At 62.2% G+C, this 14,762-nt stretch carries 15 protein-coding genes; 9 read left to right on the top strand and 6 right to left on the bottom strand.

Going from position 1 to position 14,762, the window contains the following annotated elements:
- The first annotated feature begins 139 nt into the window (after positions 1 to 139).
- On the top strand, positions 140 to 373 hold the full coding sequence (locus tag ACLFLU_RS28230) for a hypothetical protein (protein WP_426408028.1): 234 nt from the start codon (positions 140 to 142) through the stop codon (positions 371 to 373).
- A complete protein-coding gene (locus tag ACLFLU_RS28225; protein WP_426408027.1) occupies positions 321 to 2,420 on the top strand; it encodes a pyrroloquinoline quinone-dependent dehydrogenase in 2,100 nt (699 codons plus the stop codon). The genes ACLFLU_RS28230 and ACLFLU_RS28225 overlap by 53 nt, the downstream gene beginning before the upstream one ends.
- Before the next feature lie 44 nt (positions 2,421 to 2,464).
- On the opposite strand, the gene ACLFLU_RS28220 is transcribed toward ACLFLU_RS28225, so the two are convergent.
- Positions 2,465 to 2,707: a PilZ domain-containing protein gene (locus tag ACLFLU_RS28220; RefSeq protein WP_426408026.1), complete on the bottom strand. Its 243-nt coding sequence runs from the start codon at positions 2,705 to 2,707 to the stop codon at positions 2,465 to 2,467.
- A 185-nt stretch (positions 2,708 to 2,892) separates the two neighbouring features.
- Here ACLFLU_RS28220 and ACLFLU_RS28215 point away from each other — a divergent pair, with 185 nt between their 5' ends.
- On the top strand, positions 2,893 to 3,186 hold the full coding sequence (locus tag ACLFLU_RS28215) for an HdeA/HdeB family chaperone (RefSeq protein WP_187436784.1): 294 nt from the start codon (positions 2,893 to 2,895) through the stop codon (positions 3,184 to 3,186).
- A 123-nt stretch (positions 3,187 to 3,309) separates the two neighbouring features.
- On the opposite strand, the gene ACLFLU_RS28210 is transcribed toward ACLFLU_RS28215, so the two are convergent.
- Positions 3,310 to 3,774, bottom strand: coding sequence for a PaaI family thioesterase (locus tag ACLFLU_RS28210; protein ID WP_426408025.1), 465 nt, complete (start codon positions 3,772 to 3,774; stop codon positions 3,310 to 3,312).
- Between the two features lie 347 nt (positions 3,775 to 4,121).
- Here ACLFLU_RS28210 and ACLFLU_RS28205 point away from each other — a divergent pair, with 347 nt between their 5' ends.
- Positions 4,122 to 4,421 carry a hypothetical protein gene (locus tag ACLFLU_RS28205; RefSeq protein ID WP_426408024.1) on the top strand — a complete coding sequence of 100 codons (300 nt, stop codon included), beginning with the start codon at positions 4,122 to 4,124 and terminating at the stop codon, positions 4,419 to 4,421.
- Between the two features lie 102 nt (positions 4,422 to 4,523).
- A complete protein-coding gene (locus ACLFLU_RS28200; RefSeq protein WP_426408023.1) occupies positions 4,524 to 4,781 on the top strand; it encodes a hypothetical protein in 258 nt (85 codons plus the stop codon).
- A gap of 43 nt (positions 4,782 to 4,824) precedes the next feature.
- Here the strand turns inward: ACLFLU_RS28200 and ACLFLU_RS28195 are convergent, their stop codons facing one another.
- Positions 4,825 to 5,013, bottom strand: coding sequence for a hypothetical protein (locus ACLFLU_RS28195; RefSeq protein WP_148751438.1), 189 nt, complete (start codon positions 5,011 to 5,013; stop codon positions 4,825 to 4,827).
- Positions 5,014 to 5,737: 724 nt separating this feature from the next.
- Positions 5,738 to 5,905: a hypothetical protein gene (locus tag ACLFLU_RS28190; protein WP_426408022.1), complete on the bottom strand. Its 168-nt coding sequence runs from the start codon at positions 5,903 to 5,905 to the stop codon at positions 5,738 to 5,740.
- Between the two features lie 1,250 nt (positions 5,906 to 7,155).
- Here ACLFLU_RS28190 and recA point away from each other — a divergent pair.
- The 4 genes from recA (at position 7,156) to ACLFLU_RS28170 (ending at position 11,368) form a co-directional block, all read left to right on the top strand.
- Positions 7,156 to 8,244 carry a recombinase RecA gene (gene recA, locus ACLFLU_RS28185; protein ID WP_426408021.1) on the top strand — a complete coding sequence of 363 codons (1,089 nt, stop codon included), beginning with the start codon at positions 7,156 to 7,158 and terminating at the stop codon, positions 8,242 to 8,244.
- A gap of 104 nt (positions 8,245 to 8,348) precedes the next feature.
- Positions 8,349 to 9,329, top strand: coding sequence for a hypothetical protein (locus ACLFLU_RS28180; RefSeq protein ID WP_426408020.1), 981 nt, complete (start codon positions 8,349 to 8,351; stop codon positions 9,327 to 9,329).
- A gap of 10 nt (positions 9,330 to 9,339) precedes the next feature.
- Positions 9,340 to 10,338: a hypothetical protein gene (locus ACLFLU_RS28175; protein WP_426408019.1), complete on the top strand. Its 999-nt coding sequence runs from the start codon at positions 9,340 to 9,342 to the stop codon at positions 10,336 to 10,338.
- 55 nt (positions 10,339 to 10,393) lie between these two features.
- Positions 10,394 to 11,368, top strand: coding sequence for a hypothetical protein (locus ACLFLU_RS28170; protein WP_426408018.1), 975 nt, complete (start codon positions 10,394 to 10,396; stop codon positions 11,366 to 11,368).
- Between the two features lie 136 nt (positions 11,369 to 11,504).
- Here ACLFLU_RS28170 and gcvP read toward each other — a convergent pair whose 3' ends face one another.
- Together gcvP and gcvH are read right to left on the bottom strand one after the other, a co-directional pair.
- Positions 11,505 to 14,372: an aminomethyl-transferring glycine dehydrogenase gene (gene gcvP / locus ACLFLU_RS28165; protein WP_426408017.1), complete on the bottom strand. Its 2,868-nt coding sequence runs from the start codon at positions 14,370 to 14,372 to the stop codon at positions 11,505 to 11,507.
- A gap of 17 nt (positions 14,373 to 14,389) precedes the next feature.
- Positions 14,390 to 14,758 carry a glycine cleavage system protein GcvH gene (gene gcvH / locus ACLFLU_RS28160; RefSeq protein WP_426408016.1) on the bottom strand — a complete coding sequence of 123 codons (369 nt, stop codon included), beginning with the start codon at positions 14,756 to 14,758 and terminating at the stop codon, positions 14,390 to 14,392.
- Positions 14,759 to 14,762 lie beyond the last annotated feature (4 nt).

The following is a 14,762-nucleotide window of genomic DNA, read 5'->3' as shown; positions in this document are numbered from 1 at the left end:
CTGCGGGCTAACAAATAGGCCGGAATTCGACGGGACGAAGTCCCGGCCGATCAACATTTGCTGAAGGGGTAGAACCCGCCACATTGGCTATTACGGGATTGCGGGCTAGTTTGTACCCCGGATAAAGGGGAATGCACCAATGAGAATTTTGGTCATAGCGGCTTCGGTGCTGGCACTGACGGTTGCTTCCGCGCAGGCGCAGATGGGCGGCGGCCGGCGCCACCAGCAGGATAGCGGCCAGAAGGCGGATAACAAGCCCAAGGTCGACGAGAAGGCCTACAAGGCCGCGCTCGATCGCATTCCGGACCCTAAGGAAAAGTATGATCCGTGGGGCGGGGCGCGTCCGAGCGAACCCGCCAAGAAGCCGAAATAGCACGAGGCGCGTGGTGGCGGGCCGGCTGCGATATCTGGTTGGCCTCGTCGTTTTGCTTGTGGCGCGGCCGGGCATCGCCTGGGAGAGCTGGGGTGGCGATCCCGGCGGTTCACGCTTCTCGCCATTGCACGAGATCACGTCCGACAATGTCGGCCAACTCGTCCGCGCTTTCGAATTTCACACCGGCGATGTTACCGCGCGTCCGCCTGAGGTGATGCGGCGAACCAAGTTCGAGGCGACACCGCTGTTCGTCGAGGACAGCCTGATCTTCTGCTCGCCCTTCAACGAGGTGATCGCACTCGATCCGGGCACGGGAGCGCAAAAATGGCGCTACGATCCGAAGATCGCCATCAACCAGCGTCCAGCCAATCGCTATGTCTGCCGTGGCGTCACCCACTGGGTTGACGACACTGCGCCTGAAGGTGTCGCCTGCCGATCGCGCATCTTCATGGGAACGAACGATGTTCGCCTGATCGCACTCGATGCCAAGACAGGTCTTCCCTGTGCGGATTTCGGCAAGGGCGGCGAGATCAAGCTCGATATCGGCATGCCGCTGGAGTGGCCCGGCGAATTCCAGATCACATCGCCACCGGCGGTCGGCCGCGGGGTTGTTGTGGTCGGCTCCTCGATCGGCGACAACCGCCGCGTCGATGCGCCGAGCGGCGTGGTGCGCGCGTTCGACGCGCGCAGTGGTGAGCCGCGCTGGACCTTCGAGCCGCTCAAGCGCGACGGCATCGAGGCCGGCCATGCCAATGTCTGGGCGGCAATGTCGGTCGATGCAGCGCGTGGGCTCGTATTCCTGCCGACGTCTTCGCCGTCGCCGGATTTCTGGGGCGGCAAGCGGCCCGGCAATAACGAGCATGCCAATTCGGTTGTCGCGCTGCGCATCGAGACCGGCGAACTTGTGTGGGCATTTCAGACCGTGCATCACGACGTCTGGGACTACGATCTGCCGGCGCAGCCGACGCTCGCGCGCATCGACACGCGTGAGGGCTCGCGCGATGTCGTCATCCAGCCGACCAAGCAAGGTTTCGTCTTCGTGCTCGACCGCGACACCGGCAAGCCGGTGTGGCCGGTCGAGGAGCGCACGGTGCCGCAAGGCGGCGCCGAGGGTGAACGACTTTCGCCGACGCAGCCGTTCCCGACACATGTGCCGGCGCTGACGTCGCAGACGATCTCGACCGACGATGCACTCTCGCTGTTGCCCGGCCTGCGCCGCTCGTCCTGTGAACGCCAGTTCGCAGAAGCGCGCAACGAAGGTCTCTTCACGCCGCCTTCAACGCAAGGCACGCTGGTGTTTCCCTTCACCGGCGGCGGAGTGAACTGGGGCAGTGCGGCGTTCGATCCCGTCAACCAGATCCTCTATGCCAACACCAGCCGCGCCGTTCATCTCATCAGGCTGATCCCGCGCGCGGAGGCGGCCGGATTCAATCCGCCGCCCGGTCATGATTTCGGCCAGCAAAAAGGCGCGCCCTATGCGATGTCGCGTTCGGTGGTGATGTCGCCGCTCGGCCTGCTCTGCAACAAGCCGCCCTGGGGCGAAATGGTCGCGGTCGATCTCAAGGCCGGCAAGATCCTCTGGCGTTCGACCGTCGGCACCACCGAGGATGTCGCGCCGCTCGGCGTTCCGCTGCCCTTTGGCGCGCCGCTGGTGAACGGGCTCGCGGTGACCGCAGGCGGTGTCGTCTTCACCGGCGCAATGGATGCTTACTTGCGTGCTTTCGATGCGCGAAGCGGACGAGAGCTGTGGCAGGGGCGGCTGCCGGTGCCCGGCGTTGCCAATCCCATGACCTATATCTGGAAGGGCGAGCAATATGTTGCGATCGGCGCCGGCGGTCATTCCGAAGCCGGCACCTCGATTGGCGACAGCCTCGTCGCGTTTCGTCTCGCACGCCCGGGCGAAGCGCCGTCATTGTGGTCGCGCACGATCGATCGCCCCGGCGGACGATTTTTTGCGGCGTCGTCGGCGCTCGCGCTCGCGATTGTCGCGTTGGTGATCGCTATGCTGCGCTGGCGTCGCCGACGTCGTCGTATCAGGTCGACATGATGTTTGCGTGCATGTGATGCGAACAGTCATTCACATCGTGCGCGCTATTGCACGAAGGCGAGGCCGATGCGCTTGTCGTTGCGCCACACGGCGCGGCAATTCCGCACGAAATTGTCGCGTGAAATCGACAACGTGAACGATTGCGGCAATATGACAGGGTTTTCGAGATCGATCGCGGCGCCGCTGTCAGACATGTTTCGTACGGTGCATGCGATACCGCTGTTTTCAAAGGTGATCGTGCCACCCTTGAAAACCCGGTAACGTTGCGCCGCACGCTTCTCGATCATCCGCGTTAATCCGTAATGACGATTGTGAAATAGTGCATAGAAATTGCGTTGATCTAAATTCAATACTGACGCTACTTGCACAGCGCTTCAGACTTCGTTTACGACGTTGAAGCGACGAGTTACTTCCCGCCGAGTTTATCCCGCATGCCTTTCCTTTATGGCGTTACGCGCCGATGGAGATTCCTATGAAGACCACGCTTTCGCTTCTGTTCGCCGCAGCGCTCTCGCTGTCGTCCATGCCCGCCCACGCCACCAAGCTCGATCTCGCGACCATGAGCTGCAAGCAGTTCCTCGAGAGCGGCGACGACACCATCAAGATGGTGCTGACCTGGATGGACGGCTGGTACAAGGGCGACGAGGACAACGCGATCATCGACACCGACGTGTTCGTCGAGAACGCCAAGAAGTTCGGCACCTATTGCGGCACCAATCCGAACGTCAGCATCGTCACCGCCGCCGACGAGGTGCTCGGCAAGTAATCTTGCAAGCGTCGCGACGGGAGCGTGATTGCATTGCGCTTCCGTCTCTTGCTTCGTTACGATCGTCATCGAGAGACGCGGTGCGTTTTGCGCTCACGCGGCTCTCTTCTTTTCGGATGATGCTCAGCCCGGCAGCATCGCGAACGCGCTAGACACCATCGCCACCTGCTTGTTGTCGGTGGCGGACAGCAGGGTGACGCGGCCGAAGCTCATGGTGCGTCCGAGCCGCACCACGCGGGCGTCTGCCAGCACATCGGACGGGGAGACCGCGCGCATGAAGTGCGTGGTCTGGTCCACCGTCGTCATCGGACGATAGCCGCGATTGGCGGCAAGGTTCGCGATCACCATCGCCGTGTCGGCGAGCGCCATCAGCGCCTGGCCGCAGACCACGCCGCCGTTGCGGCACAGCCGCTCCGAGAACGGCATGCGGAGCAGCGCGCCCGGCTGCCAGTCCGGCGCGTCGGCAGGTGGGGTGTGCTCGATGCGCTCGACGGAGAGGTTGAGATCCTGGACCCAGGGCGCAAAGACCTCGCCGAGAATGCGTCTGGCCTCGGTGATGCCGAACTCGGCGTCTGGCTGCGGTGGCATGGCTGTTGTTCCCTCCTGTGTTGCCGGATGTTTCGCTCATTTTGCCCGCTCGGGCGCGGCAAAGTCACCGGGGTCGTCGGCTTGAAAATGCCCGACTTCGCCCGATATGATGGCACGCTTGGGAGCGGGTGGACGATGTTGCGTCGATGTGTCCTTGTGATTTGCCTGGCCGCGCTTGGTCTGGCGCTGAACGGTTGCACCAGGTGCGGCCCGATCTGGGACGACTGGCTCCACGGGCCGAAATCGTGCAGATCAGACCGGCTCTAGCGGATTGAAACGGCGCTCGGAGCCGTGAACAAGGTCAGGGTGCGGCATCCGCCCCTCTATCGATGATCAAGGAGTGAATAATGAAGCTTTTCCGTATGGCGGCGGTGCTGGCGCTGGTGGCTGGACCGGCCTTCGCGCAGGATGGGGCGCCCCATATCAATCTGATGGCGGACGGCCCCTCCAAGACCGACGACGAGAAGGCCGCGGATGCCGCGCGCGACAAGGCCTACAAGGACACGTTGAAGAAGATTCCGGACGCCAAGTCGGCCAGCGATCCCTGGGGCGGCATGCGCGCCGACACGCCGAAGCAGCCCGCGCCGAAGGCCGCAGCCGCCACTGGCGCGCCCAAGAAGACCAAGGCCGGTACGGCCGCCAATTGACCGTGGGCGGCCGCGGAGGCGGGCGACGCCTCCTTTCGGGACTCCCCTGAGGCAGGCCCTGATCCTACATTCCCTCGCAGTGTTGCGTTGAGGAGGCAGGATATGGCGGATCGCCCGCGGGACCTCGCCGAGCGGATGGCGCGCCGGCGGAAGCCGGCCACCACTGGGGCGGGCAGCAAGGCCGGTGACGGCTATCTGCGCGAAAGTTTTACCCTGCCGCGCGCGGCCGCACGGGCCAAGGCGCAGGCGTTCTTCGCGCGCTATCCGAAGGCGGGCTATATGAGCGAAGTCGAGAACTGGCGCGAATTGCCCGGCGGCGACATCGAGTTCACCATGCGGCGACTGCCCAGCGCCGACTAACCTTGGTCCGGCCGCTCAAACTCCGGCCTCTCAATCCGCCGGCTCAGGCCGTCTTGCGGCCGATGGCCTTCAGCTCCCGATCGATACGCAGCTGCACGCGACGAATCGCCAGCAGGTCGATCTTCGTCTCGGTCTTGCCGGTCTTGGTCTCGTCGCCGATCCGGAACTGCCATTGCCAGACGCCCGGGATCGCCGTCTTTGCAACCGTGAACTCAACGCCCCTGTGATTCATGGTCACCTCCACGATTCACTTTGCCATGTCGGGTAACATGTTGGGTCTCGCAATATTCCATCGACAAGCAAAAATTGCTGTTAGGTCGCGCGCGCAAGAAAAAACCCCGCCAGGGGAGAGCCGGGCGGGGTAGGAGGTTATTGGAGGCTGAGGTGCTGGGCTGCAACACCATAGCCAGACAACGGTAGCCCGTTCAGCTTACGACAGCCTGACAGACCGGAACGGATATCAAGTCGAATTCCGAGAGTCGAATTCCATGAGTCGGCAGCGCATCTGGTCGCCGGAAACAGAAAACCCCGCTCAGGGCAGAGCGGGGTCGACTGGGTATGGAGGCCCGGTGTTGGTCCACCGGGCAGGGCGACGCTAGATCATTCGGCTTACAGGTGTCTTACGCAAGCTTGTGCGGAGCTTGCAGCCAGGTTTAGAGCCGCTCTCACGTCCCAATTCAGACATCCCCCCGCACAACTTCAGACACATCTGTTGGCGACACTTTGCGGGCACGGCGAAGCCATGGGGGAAACGTGGCGCGCTGCTAGCGGGGTGGCATCATGGACAAGGTAGAGCGGTCATTCGCCGCCGCGACGGCGGCTGGCTTCGTGGTGTTGGTCATCGGCATCGTGCTGCTGGCGCTGATGTAACGACAGCCCTGACGCTGCGTGCCGCCAGCAAACTTGCGAAACAACCCTATGCACAGTAGGCAACAGCCTGTTTTGCCTGGTGTTTCCTAGTGCACCTTGATCTCGTCCAGCGGCAGGCGGAGATCGGCGGCACGCTCCGCGCGGTCCTTCTTGCGGAACTCGGATTCCTTGCGCTCGAACTTCAGCATCTCCTCGAGCGCCGTCTCGAGCAGAGAGTTGCGCCTGAAAGCATCGGGCTGCGCATTTTCCGTCATGATCCAATCCCCATTGTGGCGGCAACGTTTCAAGTCGGCAGCCGCGGAAAGGTTCGGTGCCACAGGATTGCGGAATGATGACGGCGCGTCTTTGATGCGCGTCATCTTCGAAGAAGAAGCCTGCCTCACATTTTGCGGAGGGCAGGGGCGCCAATTGCCTTCATGCTATCCTGCCGCGTCAGAGCGGAGATGGCTATGGGCTTTTGGCTGTTCGTCATCATCTCGATTGGATTAATCCCCCTCGCAGGCGCGCGATGGCGCGCGAGCGCAACAGGCCCTCCGGAAAATGGCTTTGGATCGCGGCTGCTGTCGGTCCTCTGGCCCCTCTGGCGCTGCTGATTCTGGGGAATGCGAAGCGGCCGGCCTCCGCCCAATTCGGACACCCACAGAAACAAATCAGGACAGGGCCGTAATACGCCTGTCAGATCTTGGGCTCATCCTTGATCTGCTGGTCCTGTATCGCGCGTGGACTGGTCGGGAATGGGGGCCTTGGCGCATGCAAGCGACGCCGGGGCCCTTTTTAATTAGTGCCCGTCAATTAGCGCCCGCAGCGACGGACCAAGACACCGGTCGCCGAATATTTTGGGCCCAGTCGGTGCTGTCCTAATTCGGAAAGCATCATCTGAAATGAAAGAGGCCGCCAACTGAGGCGGCCTCTCTGGGAAACTGAAAAAATTTCAACCCTCTATCGGGACCGCTAAGCGGGCGATCAGAGTGACGATTTCATCAAGGTTTTTGTTGTCTCGGTGCTCAATGAGCAGGGCCAGCCTTTGAACGCACTCGTCATCGCTAAGGCTAAAGGCGATGGATGGAGCATCGTTTAGAACTGGAGTTCGATGGCGCAACATAGTGGCAGCCCCCAAGCTGGTTGATTCGCGGAACCATCTTATTTGATTGGGTTCTGCTGAATGTGACTGCCATCATTCGTAAGAATACCTAGGCAAAAAAGGCCCTGCGCCCGTTACTTAATTAGTTAGGGCGTTCTTCTAGTGGAACGCCACGCCCCTTATTCGCTGCACCCAGAGCGGGCTAATCCAAAGAGTGCATTAACAGGTTGTGTCCGGTCTAGAACAAATTAGGACATTTCAAAATTCAACTTAGGACACTGGGGGTTAAATACGGCCAGCGCCGTCAGTCCAAAAGAACATATTGCGAACTTGGAACAAATGGTGTACGGTATCTTTATCGACGACCCGCCGCGCCAATCGTTTGTCCCGCACCCGAATCCTCGCCATAAGGAGCACGACCCAATGTCCACCACTGCCCTGCGTATCGTCGAAGGATCTTCCATGGACAAGAGTAAAGCTCTGGCTGCCGCGCTCTCCCAGATCGAGCGCCAGTTCGGCAAGGGCTCGGTGATGAAGCTCGGCAAGAACGACCGCTCGATGGATGTCGAGGCGGTGTCCTCCGGCTCGCTTGGACTTGATATTGCGCTCGGGATTGGCGGCCTGCCCAAGGGGCGCGTCGTGGAAATCTACGGGCCGGAATCCTCAGGAAAAACCACGCTGGCGCTGCACACGGTGTCGGAAGCCCAGAAGAAGGGCGGGATCTGCGCCTTCATCGACGCCGAGCACGCGCTCGACCCGGTCTATGCCCGCAAGCTGGGCGTCAATATCGACGAGCTGCTGATCTCCCAGCCCGACACCGGCGAGCAGGCGCTGGAAATCTGCGACACGCTGGTGCGCTCCGGTGCGGTGGACGTTCTGGTGGTCGATTCGGTCGCGGCGCTGGTGCCGAAGGCCGAGCTCGAGGGCGAGATGGGCGATGCGCTGCCGGGTCTGCAGGCCCGTCTGATGAGCCAGGCGCTGCGCAAGCTCACGGCCTCCATCAACAAGTCCAACACCATGGTGATCTTCATCAACCAGATCCGGATGAAGATCGGTGTGATGTACGGCTCGCCTGAAACCACCACCGGCGGCAACGCGCTGAAATTCTATGCCTCCGTCCGCCTCGACATCCGCCGCATCGGCGCGATCAAGGAGCGCGACGAAGTCGTCGGCAACACCACGCGCGTCAAGGTGGTGAAGAACAAGCTGGCGCCGCCCTTCAAGCAGGTCGAGTTCGACATCATGTACGGCGAAGGCGTCTCCAAGATGGGCGAGATCCTCGATCTCGGCGTCAAGGCCGGCATCGTGGAGAAGTCCGGCGCCTGGTTCTCCTATGACAGCCAGCGCCTCGGCCAGGGCCGCGAGAATTCGAAGGCGTTCCTGAAGGCCAACCCCGACATCACCGCCAAGATCGAGACCGCGATTCGCCAGAACTCCGGCCTGATCGCCGAGCAGATCCTCGCCGGCAGCCCCGAGCGCGACGCCGACGGCGAGGAGCCGGCGGACGAGTAAGCCTTTACGCGAAGATCTTTCGCGAGGAGCGGGCGCTGAAGACGTTGAGTTGCCGACGTCATCAGCGCCCGTTTCGTTTTGCGTTTCGTTGATCAGGTGGTGTGATGAAGCGTCTGATCTTGACTGGCTGGGGCGGCGGGAGTGGGCTTGCTCGATCGGGTTTGGCCGAGATCGTCATACCATTCCATTTTCAGTTTGCTTGGGGGGCGCTCCCGCGGGCGGAAAAACTCTCGGCTTATTTTGCTGCCTACACGACGGATCTTGGCCCGGCCGATCACTGGTCGGATTGGGTCCGCTGGCCGCGGGGCGCCAAGGGTCGCGAATTGTCGCTGGTCGAATTTTGCGAGCCGTACGACACGATCGAACTCTGGTTCGCCGCGACTGCCCGAGACCAACTGCAACTCGTCTGGTTGCTCGATCACCTCGGTAACTGTCCCGCGCTGGCGCAGAAGCTCGCGCTGCGATTGCTGGACTCCGATCTAATGTTCAGTCCCGATTATGATTTCGCTAAGGCCGAGCCGCATATTCCCGTCGCGGATGTCGGCGCGGAAGAGTTCGAGATTTCCAAATTGGCGTGGTCGGCCTACCGCGCGCCGACCCCGGAGGCCTGCATCGATCTGCTTCACCGCGATCTGAGTGCCTTGCTGATGCTGCGGCCGGCTTTGCTCGAGCTTCTGGCGGAACTTCCGTCTCCATTGACAGGGCTCGGTGCGACCGAGATGCGATTTCTGGAGATGCTTGCCTGGTATGCGAACACAAATGCGTTGTTCCATTTGCGGTCGCTACGGAGCACTTACGTGTGGGGTGAGATTGAACTGGGATATTTGTTCGAAGGCCTCGCCCTCGGTCCCAAGCCGGCTGTGGCAGGGCTGGGCGACGAATTACGCATCATCGATCTTGGCAATCTCCGAGCCCGGCACGAAGTTTATCTTCGCAGCCGCCTGTCGCTGACGGAGTTCGGTCGAGCTGTCCTGGCGCATCGGGAAGATTTCAGCCGCTACAATCCGATCGATCGCTGGTGGGGTGGCACGCATCTGACCAACGACCGGCTGTGGCGCTACGGCCCTGTTTTAACGAAACCCTGAGGCTGTGAGCATGACGCGGCTCAGTGTCACGACAGACTCGTCCACTGCCGGCGCCATTCAACAGGCAGGCCTTGCCGATCTCGTGATTGCGATCGAGCGCCGGCTGGTTTGGGGACAATTGCCGTCCGAGGCGGAGCTCGAAGCGTTCTTTGCGCCGCGTACAACGCAGCCACATGGTCTTCATTGGCTCGACGATACGCCGTCCTGGCGTCTCGATGAATCGGGCGCAAAGGATCGAGGACTGATCGAACTGCTGTCTGAGTGTACCTCGGCCGAATTGTGGATCAGGCCAGAGCCGAACGCACAATTGCTCCTGCTCTGGCTACTTGATCATTGGAATCGTGAAGAGGTGGCGCTGTCCAAGCTCGTGATGCGTCAGCTGGACGTCGCAATTGGTGCTACCGAACCAGAGCAACTTGCGAAGCTGAACCCACCGATCGTCAAGCCCACGCAAGACCACCTTGAACTGGCTGGTCGTGCGTGGCGAGCCTATCACGCGCCGACGCCGCAGGCTTGGTTCGACCTCCTCAAGACGGATTTGAGTTTGCTTCCGCAGCTTGAGCGGTGTGCTGTGGAACTTCTCGACGAACTTCCGAGTGTCACAACGGGCCTTGGAGCGACGGAGGCGCGTATCCTCCAGCTAGTCGTGCCGGGCGAGGTGCCACCGTTCGAGGTCTTTCCGGGCGACCGGAAGCGCAACGAGCGTCGCGTTTTCGACTACTGGGAAGTCGGGGCGCTCCTTGATGGATTGGCGCGGTGTCCCATGCCTGCTGTATACGGGCTGGAGGAGGGGCCGTTCTCGCTCGACATGCACAACGATGATCTCCGTTACGCACGGTACAAGCAGTCTCGCCTGTCGCTTACTGAACTCGGAAGGGCGGTGTTGGCGGGGGAAGAGGATTTCCGCCGCGATAATCCGATCCACCGCTGGTGGGGCGGCGCTCACCTGACCAACGAGCGGCTCTGGCGATGGGATCGCGAAACCGGATTGTTGGTCGCGCCGGCCTAGTGGAGCGCATTGCCCAATGTTTTCCTGTACTGCGTATTGATTCTGAGAGGCAATCGTGTCCCATTTGATTTTAGCCACGAATGATCTTGCGGAAGGCGTACTTCGGCAGTCGCGCCTCGCGAACGTCGTGCTGGCTTTCTACCCCCGCTTCGTCTGGAGAAAATTGCCTTCCGAGCAACAGCTTTTGATGGGGCTGGAGCGGCGATCGGCCAAGCACTGCAATCCTGGCGATCACTGGCTTGACGATGCTTGTCGTGGCTCGCTGGAAGGCTTCGGCACGCGCGATATCGGCTTCTTCGAGCTGTGTACGAAGTTCGACTCAATCGACATATGGGTCGATCCTCTGCCCAACGATCAGCTCGTCCTTGTCTGGCTGCTCGACCTTCTTCGCCCGTACAAGGAGATCACGACGAAGCTGAGTCTGGTGCATACAGATGACAATGTTGAAAACTATGCGCCGGAGTCTGTCGCAAAGTGGAAGCTGCCGTCCTTCAAGGTAACCGACAATCACCTGGTGACGGCAAGCCGCGCCTGGCGAGCCTATCGGGCTGAAACGCCAGAATCCTGTTTCGATCTGCTGATGACGGATCTCATGATCCTGCCGAGACTTCGATCGGCGCTGATTGCCGTGCTTGAGGAGCTTCCGGACAGTGTGACGGGGCTCGGTGCCAGCGAAATGGATATGCTGGGCTGTGTGAATGAAGGGCACACCGACCCGAGATACATCTCCGAAGCGAGGTGGTATCGCGATGTGTTCGACGGAGGCGACGCGCAAGATGCCTTGATCGAATTGGCGGAGCATCCGGCACCGCCCGTTCTGTTGGGCGATCCGTCGTTCAACAATGATGACCGCTACTTCGGCAGGAGCGAGTGGAAGGTCACGCTCACTGAACTCGGACGTTCCCTTGTCGCCCGAGAAGATGATATGTGGCGTCACAACCCGATCAAACGCTGGTGGGGCGGTACTGAACTGACCAATGAACGACTCTGGCGGTGGGATCGCGAAAGCCGATTGTTGGTGGCGCCTTAGATCGGCGTTCAGGAATGTAGGGTGGGTTAGCCGCAGGCGTAACCCACCACTGTTTGCCCCTGCGGAAGCTGAAGTGGTGGGTTACGCCAGCGGACTGCGCTTTGCGCAGCCGCCAGCTAACCCACCTTACGAGGCCTTACTCCGCGGCTTCCGCGTAATCGCTCACCGGCGGGCACGAGCACACCAGATTGCGGTCGCCATAGACGTTGTCGACGCGGCCCACGGGGCACCAGTATTTGTCGGTGCGCGAGGAGCCCGCGGGGAAGCAGCCTTCAGCGCGGGTATAGGCGCGCTTCCAGTCGTCGTCGGCGATGTCGTGCACGGTGTGCGGGGCGTGGCGCAGGGGCGAGGCTTCGATCTTGAAGCGGCCGGTCTCGACCTCGGCGATCTCCTTGCGGATCGCGATCATGGCATCGCAAAAACGATCCAGCTCCGCCTTCGATTCCGACTCGGTCGGCTCGATCATCAGCGTGCCCGGCACCGGGAAGCTCATGGTGGGCGCATGGAAGCCGTAGTCGATCAGGCGTTTTGCGATGTCATCGACGGTGACGCCTGACGTCGTCTTCAGCGGACGCGGGTCGACGATGCACTCATGCGCGACGCGGCCCTTCGCGTTCTTGTAGAGCACCGGGAAGTGCGCATCGAGGCGTGCTGCGATGTAATTGGCGTTGAGGATCGCGATCTCGGTCGCGCGCTTCAAGCCGTCACCGCCCATCATCAAAATGTAGATGTAGGAGATGGTGAGGATCGAGGCCGAGCCGAACGGCGCAGCCGAGACCGGGCCGACAGGTGCATCGGCTTGCGTCGCGGGATGACCGGGCAGGAACGGCGCCAGATGCGCCTTGACGCCGATCGGGCCCATGCCGGGGCCGCCGCCGCCATGCGGAATGCAGAAGGTCTTGTGCAGATTGAGATGGCTGACATCGGCGCCGTAATCGCCGGGCCTGCTAAGGCCGACCTGCGCATTGAGGTTGGCGCCGTCGAGATACACCTGGCCGCCATGGCCATGCACGATGTCGCAGATTTCGCGGATGTGCTCCTCGAACACGCCGTGCGTCGAGGGATAGGTGATCATGACCGCGGCGAGGTCCTTCGAATGCTTCTCCGCCTTGGCGCGGAGATCATTGACGTCGACGTCGCCGTTCGCCTCGCAGGCGACCACCACCACGTCCATGCCGACCATCGCGGCCGAGGCCGGGTTGGTGCCATGGGCAGAGGAGGGGATCAGGCAGATTTTCCGGTGCGTCTCGCCGCGCGCGGCGTGATAGCCGCGGATCGCGAGCAAGCCGGCATATTCACCTTGCGCGCCCGAGTTCGGCTGCAGCGAGATCGCGTCATAGCCGGTGATGTCGCACAGCCATTTTTCCAGCCGCGCGAACAGCGCGTGATAACCCTTGGCCTGCTCGCGCGGGGCGAACGGGTGCAGGGACCCAAACTCCGGCCAGGTCAGCGGCATCATCTCGGTGGTCGCGTTCAGCTTCATGGTGCAGGAGCCGAGCGGAATCATCGCGCGGTCGAGCGCGAGGTCGCGATCGCTGAGCTTGCGCATGTAGCGCAGCATCTCGGTTTCCGAGCGGTGGGCGTGGAACACCGGATGGGTGAGGAACGCGTTGGTGCGCTTCAGCGTCTCCGGCAGCGCCTCGCGCGTGGTGGCGTCGATCTCGGCGTAAGTGAGCGTGCCGCCGAAGGCGCGCCACACCGCTTCGACCGTCGCCGACGTCGTGGTTTCGTCCAGCGCGATGCGAAGCGCCGTCTCACCGACGCCGAGATTGATTGTCTCTGCGGTGGCGCGCGCGATGATCTCGGCGCGCTTGGCACCGACATCGACGCTGAGCGTGTCGAAGAAGGTTTCGCTGGTCGGCGCAAAGCCGAGTTTGCGTAAGCCCGCAGCGAGCACGGCGGCACGGCGATGCACATTGCGCGCGATCTGCGCGAGACCCTCGGGGCCGTGATAGACCGCATACATCGCCGCGATCACGGCGAGCAGCACCTGCGCGGTGCAGATGTTTGAGGTCGCCTTCTCGCGGCGGATATGCTGCTCGCGGGTCTGCAGCGCGAGGCGATAGGCGGGCGCGCCGCGTGAATCCACGGAGAGGCCGACAATGCGGCCGGGCAGCGAGCGCTTCAGCGCATCGCGTACCGCCATATAGGCCGCATGCGGTCCGCCATAGCCCATCGGCACGCCAAAGCGCTGCGCCGAGCCAATCGCGATGTCGGCCCCTAACTCGCCGGGCGAGGCGAGCAGCGTCAGGGCCAGCAGATCGGCGGCAACGATTGCGAGCGCACCCTTGGCCTTCAGCGCCGCGATCGCGGGCCTGAGGTCGCGCACCGCGCCCGAGGTTCCCGGATATTGCAGCAGCGCACCGAGCACGTCGGCCTTGTCGAGATCGGTGAGGGGATCGCCGACGACCAGCGACCAGCCGAGCGGCTCGGCGCGGGTGCGCATCACGGCGAGCGTCTGCGGATGCACGTCTTTGTCGACGAAGAAGGCTTTTGCTTCCACACGCGAGTGCCGCTCCGCGAGCGCCATGGCTTCGGCTGCGGCAGTGGCCTCGTCGAGCAGCGAGGCATTGGCAACGTCGAGCCCGGTGAGATCGCAGATCATGGTCTGGAAGTTGAACAGCGCCTCCAGCCGGCCCTGGCTGATCTCGGGCTGGTAGGGCGTATACGCCGTGTACCAGGCGGGGTTTTCGAGGATGTTGCGCTGGATCACCGCAGGCAAAATCGTGCCGGAATAGCCCTGGCCGATCAGCGAGGTGAAGACCTGGTTCTGGCGCGCGAGCTCGGACATATGCGCGATCGCCTCGGTCTCGCTCAAGGGTTTGCCGAGATCGAGCGGAACGGCCTGCCGGATCGAGGCGGGCAGCGTCTCTGACATCAACGCGTCGACGCTCTTGGCACCGACGGTTTCGAGCATTGCGGTGACATCGCGCGCCGAGGGGCCGATGTGGCGGCGAACGAAAGTGGCGGCGGTGTCGCCGCTGGTTTTACGGTGCGCGGTCATCGCTTGCTCCATCGTCTTTAAGCCGTATGTGCCTTGTAGGCGGCTTCATCCATGAGGCCGCCGAGCTCGCTCTTGTCGGCAATCCTGATCTTGAAGAACCAGGCCTTGCTCTGCGCGTCCGAGTTCACCAGCGCGGGCTCTGCGGCGAGTGCGTCGTTGGTCTCGAGCACTTCGCCAGAGATCGGCGCGTAGACGTCGGAGGCGGCCTTCACCGATTCCACGACGGCAGCGGCTTCGGCCTTCTTCAGGGCGCGGCCGACCTTGGGCAGTTCGACGAACACGACGTCGCCGAGCTGGGACTGCGCGTAATCGGTGATGCCGACCGTGGCGACTTCGCCGTCGATCGCGAGCCATTCGTGGTCGGAGGTGTACAGCGTCGTGGTCATTGTC

The sequence above is a fragment of the Bradyrhizobium ganzhouense genome (assembly GCF_049949285.1).
Classification (GTDB): domain Bacteria; phylum Pseudomonadota; class Alphaproteobacteria; order Rhizobiales; family Xanthobacteraceae; genus Bradyrhizobium; species Bradyrhizobium ganzhouense.
The sequence above is the reverse complement of the archived record's forward strand: the minus strand, read 5'-3'. Positions and strand labels throughout refer to the sequence as shown.

Bases quoted from the DNA above. Each gene is read 5' to 3' on its own strand.
- ACLFLU_RS28225 (WP_426408027.1), top strand. From the start codon at position 321: ATGATCCGTGGGGCGGGGCGCGTCCGAGCGAACCCGCCAAGAAGCCGA.
- ACLFLU_RS28190 (WP_426408022.1), bottom strand. From the start codon at position 5,905: ATGACGGAAAATGCGCAGCCCGATGCTTTCAGGCGCAACTCTCTGCTC.
- ACLFLU_RS28180 (WP_426408020.1), top strand. From the start codon at position 8,349: ATGAAGCGTCTGATCTTGACTGGCTGGGGCGGCGGGAGTGGGCTTGCT.
- ACLFLU_RS28210 (WP_426408025.1), bottom strand. From the start codon at position 3,774: ATGCCACCGCAGCCAGACGCCGAGTTCGGCATCACCGAGGCCAGACGC.
- recA (WP_426408021.1), top strand. From the start codon at position 7,156: ATGTCCACCACTGCCCTGCGTATCGTCGAAGGATCTTCCATGGACAAG.
- ACLFLU_RS28215 (WP_187436784.1), top strand. From the start codon at position 2,893: ATGAAGACCACGCTTTCGCTTCTGTTCGCCGCAGCGCTCTCGCTGTCG.
- ACLFLU_RS28220 (WP_426408026.1), bottom strand. From the start codon at position 2,707: ATGATCGAGAAGCGTGCGGCGCAACGTTACCGGGTTTTCAAGGGTGGC.
- ACLFLU_RS28175 (WP_426408019.1), top strand. From the start codon at position 9,340: ATGACGCGGCTCAGTGTCACGACAGACTCGTCCACTGCCGGCGCCATT.
- ACLFLU_RS28230 (WP_426408028.1), top strand. From the start codon at position 140: ATGAGAATTTTGGTCATAGCGGCTTCGGTGCTGGCACTGACGGTTGCT.
- ACLFLU_RS28205 (WP_426408024.1), top strand. From the start codon at position 4,122: ATGAAGCTTTTCCGTATGGCGGCGGTGCTGGCGCTGGTGGCTGGACCG.
- gcvP (WP_426408017.1), bottom strand. From the start codon at position 14,372: ATGACCGCGCACCGTAAAACCAGCGGCGACACCGCCGCCACTTTCGTT.
- gcvH (WP_426408016.1), bottom strand. From the start codon at position 14,758: ATGACCACGACGCTGTACACCTCCGACCACGAATGGCTCGCGATCGAC.
- ACLFLU_RS28195 (WP_148751438.1), bottom strand. From the start codon at position 5,013: ATGAATCACAGGGGCGTTGAGTTCACGGTTGCAAAGACGGCGATCCCG.
- ACLFLU_RS28200 (WP_426408023.1), top strand. From the start codon at position 4,524: ATGGCGGATCGCCCGCGGGACCTCGCCGAGCGGATGGCGCGCCGGCGG.